The following is a 4,109-nucleotide window of genomic DNA, read 5'->3' on the forward strand; positions in this document are numbered from 1 at the left end:
GGCCGCCGCAGCGTGCGCGCGCGCAGCAGCGCCGGCCGGCGCGCGCCGGCAGCCTCAGGCATTTCTGTCGCCCTGGTCGCGCTGATCATGGTGGTGTCCCGCGAAGAAACGCCGCCCGGTCCTTCGCAGGGCCGGGCGGCGGTGAGCATGGCGCAGGCCAGTCCCGGTGTCAGGACGGCTTGCGCTTGTTCGGGTCCACTTCCTCGAACTCGGCGTCGACCACCTTGTCGCCACCGGGCGCCGAACCGCCGCCCGCGGCGGGGCCGGATTCGGGCTTCTGCTCGGCCTGCGCCTTGTAGAGCGCCTCGCCCATCTTCATCGCGGCCTGGCCCAGACGTTCGCTGGCGCTGGTGATGGCCGCGACGTCCTGCTTCTCGATCGCGGCGCGGGCATCGCCCAGCGCGGCCTCGACGTCCGACTTCTCGGCCGGCGGGATCTTGTCGCCGTTCTCCTTCAGCGTGCGCTCGGTCTGGTGCACCAGGGCTTCCAGCTGGTTGCGCGCCTCGACGCTTTCGCGCCGCTTGCGGTCGGTCTCGGCATTCGCCTCGGCGTCCTTGACCATCCGCTCGATGTCGGCGTCCGACAGGCCGGACTTGGCCTGGATGCGGATCTGCTGCTCCTTGCCGGTGGCCTTGTCCTTCGCGCTGACGCTCACGATGCCGTTCGCGTCGATGTCGAAGGTCACCTCCACCTGCGGCACGCCGCGCGGCGCGGGCGGGATGCCCGTGAGGTCGAAGGTGCCGAGCATCTTGTTGTCGGCCGCCATCTCGCGCTCGCCCTGGAACACCTTGATGGTCACCGCCGTCTGGTTGTCGTCGGCCGTGGAGAAGACCTGCGACTTCTTGGTCGGGATGGTGGTGTTGCGGTCGATCAGGCGCGTGAACACCCCGCCCAGCGTCTCGATGCCGAGCGACAGCGGCGTGACGTCGAGCAGCAGCACGTCCTTGACGTCGCCCTTGAGCACGCCGCCCTGGATGGCCGCGCCGATGGCCACGACCTCGTCCGGGTTGACGTTGCGGGCGGGCTCCTTGCCGAAGAAGGCCTTCACCGTCTCGATGACCTTGGGCATGCGGGTCATGCCGCCGACCAGGATCACCTCGCCGATCTCGCCGGCCGTGAGCCCGGCATCCTTGAGCGCCTGCTTGCAGGGATCCAGCGTGCGGGCGATCAGGTCGTCCACCAGCGCTTCCAGCTTCGCGCGGGTCAGCTTCATCACCAGGTGCTTCGGCCCGGAGGCGTCGGCGGTGATGAAGGGCAGGTTGACCTCGGTCTCCTTGGCCGACGACAGCTCGATCTTGGCCTTCTCGGCGGCTTCCTTCAGGCGCTGCAGCGCGAGCTTGTCGCCGCGCAGGTCGATGCCCTGCTCCTTGCGGAATTCATCCGCCAGGTAGTCGATGATGCGCTGGTCGAAATCCTCGCCGCCCAGGAAGGTGTCGCCGTTGGTCGACTTCACCTCGAACACGCCGTCGCCGATCTCGAGGATCGACACGTCGAAGGTGCCGCCGCCGAGGTCATAGACCGCGATGGTGCCGCCCTTCTTCTGGTCCATGCCGTAGGCGAGCGCGGCCGCCGTCGGCTCGTTGATGATGCGCAGCACCTCGAGGCCCGCGATCGCGCCGGCTTCCTTGGTCGCCTGGCGCTGGGCGTCGTTGAAGTAGGCGGGAACGGTGATCACGGCCTGGGAGACGGTCTCGCCGAGGAAGGCCTCCGCGGTCTCCTTCATTTTCGTCAGCACCATGGCGCTGACCTGCTGCGGCGCATAGGACTGGCCGTCCACTTCCACCCACGCGTCGCCATTGGCGGCCTTGGTGATCTTGAAGGGCGCGAGGCCGATGTCCTTCTGCACCATCGGGTCGTCGAAGCGGCGGCCGATCAGGCGCTTCACCGCATAGAGCGTGCCCATGGGGTTCGTGACCGCCTGGCGCTTGGCGGACTGGCCGACGAGGCGCTCGCCGTTCTTGGCGAAGGCGACCATGGACGGGGTGGTGCGGGCACCCTCCGCATTCTCGATGACCCTGACGTCCTTGCCTTCCATGATGGCGACGCAGGAATTGGTGGTGCCGAGGTCGATGCCGATGACCTTGCTCATCCGAGTACTCTCCTTCTTCGGCAGGCGGGGATGGCCCGGAGTTGGCGCCATGCCCGCCCCCTGTGCTGACCGGCGGCGAGGGCCGCCGCGGATGGGTGGCTGGGGGTCCCCGCATGGGGCGGGGGATGTGACAGCAGGGATGTATTGTTCCGCCGCGTCGCGGACAAGGGCCGGGGCGGCCCCGGACGCGCAAATCAGGCCCCCGCGGGTGCCGCATGGGCCGCTTGCGGAACCGCAGCGTCGCGGCGCGCCGCCCATGCCGCGGAGCGATCGCATTGGGTTGCAGGGTGCGGCGCATCCTCCGTAGGGTTTCCGGAACGAACCGCCGGGAGCATGCGTCGCATGGCCGCACCGCCTGGACTGAGCCGCCGCGCCCTGTGGCGCCTTCTTGGCGCTGCCGCGAGCGCGCCGGTGCTGCCCGGGGCGGCGCAGGGCCAGCCGGCGCGGCCGCTGAACGTGGTGGTGATCGGCGCCGGCCTGTCGGGCCTCGGCTGCGCCCGCGCCCTGGCCGATGCGGGGCACCGCGTCGCCGTCCTGGAAGCCCGCGCACGCACCGGCGGGCGGCTGCACACGATCGACTTCCGCGGCCAGCGCCTGGACATGGGCGGCGCCTGGATCCATGGGCCGGAGGGCAACCCCCTCACGCCGCTGGCCGATGCCGCCGGGGTGCGGCGGATGCCGACCTATGATGCCCGGTCCATCATGTTCGACGCCGATGGCCGCCGCCTGACCGAGGCGGAGACCACCGCCATCTTCGACACGGTCGGCCGGCTGATCGCCCATGACAGCCCCTATGCGTATCGCGGCGCGCGGGACGTCTCCCTGGCCGAGGCGGTGCCGCTGCTCGACCCGACCACGCGGACCACGCCCTATGACCAGCGCGTCGCCGCCTGGCTGTCTGCCTACGTGGCCGGCTATGCTGGCGGGGATGCGCCCGAGGTCTCGGCGCAAGGCTGGTTCGGCGGCGAGGGCGAGATCCCCGAGGAGAACCACCTGCTCGCCCAGGGCTACAACGCCATCACCGACCTGCTGGCGCGCGGCCTCGACATCCGCCTGCGCCAGGTGGTGCGCCAGGTGCGACTGGCCGGCGACGGCGTGGTGGTGGCCACCGCCGAGCAGGCCTGGTTCGCCGACCGCGTGGTGGTGACGCTGCCGCTGGGCGTGCTCAAGCGCGGCGATGTCGCCTTCGACCCGCCACTGCCCGCGGCGCACCAGGGGGCCATCGCGCGCATCGGCAACGGCCTGCTGAACAAGATCGTTCTGGCCTTCCCGCGCGCCTTCTGGCCGGCCGAGGCGCATTACCTTCGCTCGCTTTCCGCCACGCCCGACAACGTGGCGCCCGAGATCGTCTCGCTGCAGCCGCACCTGAACGTGCCGGTGCTGGTGGCGCTGGTGGGCGGATCGGCGGCGCAGCGGATCGAGATGCTGCCCGACGCCGCCCAGGTGGACCTGCTGATGGGCGCGCTGCGACGGATGTTCGGCAACGCCATCCCGCGCCCGGTGGAGACCCGCGTCACCCGCTGGTCGCGCGACATCTACGCCCGCGGCGCCTATTCCTTCCTGCCGGTTGGGGCCTCGATCGAGGACCACCGTGCGCTGTCGCGGCCGGTGGCGGGGCGGATCTTCTTCGCCGGCGAGGCGGCGACGGAGGGGGCGCCGTCCTATGCCCATGGCGCGCTGCTGGGCGGGCGGCGGGCGGCGCGGGAGATCATGGCGGGCTGAACCGCGCGCGGGGCGCCTGCCCGCCGCCGGACGGTTGCACGGTCCGGCCGCGATCCCGCTCGAATCCGCGCAGGCTGGAGCAGCGCGCGCAACTCGGTGACCGCTCGAGAAGGCCGGTGCCGCCAGCCCTGGCACTCATCCGGCAGGCCGACGCTGCCGGCACCGACGCGGGCCGGCGCCGGGCTCAGGGATGCGCTGAACGGCGCATGCCCGAGCGGCCGTCAGCGGCCGCCGCGCGCCGCCGTCTCGGCCTCGCGCAGCGCCGGCAGGGCGCGCTGGCATTCCGGCGCGCCCGGGC

At 71.6% G+C, this 4,109-nt stretch carries 2 protein-coding genes; one reads left to right on the forward strand and one right to left on the reverse strand.

The window, feature by feature from the left end; genetic code table 11:
- Positions 1–169: 169 nt before the first annotated feature.
- Positions 170–2,089: a molecular chaperone DnaK gene (gene dnaK, locus HW578_RS23625; protein WP_198373159.1), complete on the reverse strand. Its 1,920-nt coding sequence runs from the start codon at positions 2,087–2,089 to the stop codon at positions 170–172.
- A 342-nt stretch (positions 2,090–2,431) separates the two neighbouring features.
- On the opposite strand from dnaK, the gene HW578_RS23630 reads away from it, so the two are divergent.
- Positions 2,432–3,811: a flavin monoamine oxidase family protein gene (locus HW578_RS23630; protein WP_198373160.1), complete on the forward strand. Its 1,380-nt coding sequence runs from the start codon at positions 2,432–2,434 to the stop codon at positions 3,809–3,811.
- Positions 3,812–4,109: the final 298 nt, after the last annotated feature.

Source organism: Roseomonas rosulenta (assembly GCF_016106005.1).
Taxonomy (GTDB): Bacteria; Pseudomonadota; Alphaproteobacteria; order Acetobacterales; family Acetobacteraceae; genus Neoroseomonas; species Neoroseomonas rosulenta.